The 1,255-nt window shown below is 72.7% G+C and carries 2 protein-coding genes; both read left to right on the forward strand.

Translation table 11 applies throughout. The features are described from left to right. Nucleotides 1–706 (forward strand): SDR family NAD(P)-dependent oxidoreductase (locus tag ACFU6K_RS39295; RefSeq protein WP_380671510.1); only part of this gene is annotated, 706 nt, incomplete at its 5' end. Between the two features lie 28 nt (nt 707–734). Continuing rightward, a partial coding sequence (locus ACFU6K_RS39300; RefSeq protein WP_380671512.1) for an SDR family NAD(P)-dependent oxidoreductase occupies nt 735–1,255 on the forward strand: 521 nt, incomplete at its 3' end.

Genomic DNA, 1,255 nt, shown 5'->3' on the forward strand with positions numbered 1-1,255 from the left:
GGCCCAGACCCTGGCCGCCGCCGGAGCCGACGTCGTGGTCAACGGCCGCAACCCCGACCGCGTCGCCGAGACCGCGAAGCGGATCGGCGGACGCGGCATCGCCGCCGACGTCGGCACGGCCGAAGGAACCGCCGAGCTGATCCGGCAACTCACCGACGTCGACATCCTGGTCAACAACACCGGCATCTTCGAGACCAAGCCCGTCTTCGACATCACCGACGCGGACTGGCTGCGCTTCTACGAGGTCAACGTCCTCTCCGGGGTGCGCCTGGCCCGCCACTACGCGCCCCGGATGGTCGCCCGCGGCTGGGGCCGCGTGATCTTCGTCAGCAGCGAGGCCGGCGTCCAGACCCCGCCCGACATGGTCCAGTACGGCATGACCAAGACCGCCCAGCTGGCCGTCTCCCGGGGCATGGCCCAGGAGGTCGCCGGCACTGGCGTCACGGTGAACTGCGTCCTGCCCGGACCGACCATGAGCGACGGCGTGCTCGCCATGTTCGACGAGCTCTACCCCGGCCTCGACCCCGCCGAGCAGGAACGCCGCTACCTGGCCGAGAACCGCGCCGCAGCTTCCCTGCTCCGCCGCCTGATCCGCCCCCACGAGGTCGCCAACATGATCACCTACGTGGCCTCCGAGCACTCCTCGGCCACCACCGGCCGCGCTCTCGGCGTCGACGGCGGCCTCCTGCCCACGATCATCCCCTGAGGATGCGGACACTGCGGAGACCCGTGCGATGCCCCCTTCCGCACCGCCACGAGCGGCAGGGCCCGGTGCCGACCCGGGCCCGGCCGGCCAGACCGTCGTCGTCACCGGGGCCGGGCGCGGCATCGGGCTCGCGATCACCAAGGCGTTCCTCGCGGCGGGATGCCACGTCGTCGCAGGATCACGGACACGCACCGAGGCCCTCGACGCGCACGTGAAGCAGGGCGCGGACCTCACCGTCGTGGAAGTCGATCTCGCGACACCGGGCGGTCCGGCCGAGCTGATCGCCGAGGCCGCCGGGCTTCATGGCGGCATCGACGTGCTGGTGAACAACGTCGGAGCGGTGCGCCCGAGGGTGGACGGCGTCCTGAGCGTGACGGACGAGGGTGGACGGCGTCCTGAGCGTGACGGACGAGGACTGGGACTGGGCCCTGAGCGTCAACCTCCTGGCCGCCGTCCGCGCCACCCGGGCCGCCCTGCCGCACCTGCTCGCCCCGAAGGCCGGGACGAGTTCCGCACCGCCGCACCGGGCACCGGGCACCGACAGGTGGC

Origin of the sequence: Kitasatospora sp. NPDC057512 (assembly GCF_042802135.1) — a bacterium.
GTDB lineage: Bacteria > Actinomycetota > Actinomycetes > Streptomycetales > Streptomycetaceae > Kitasatospora.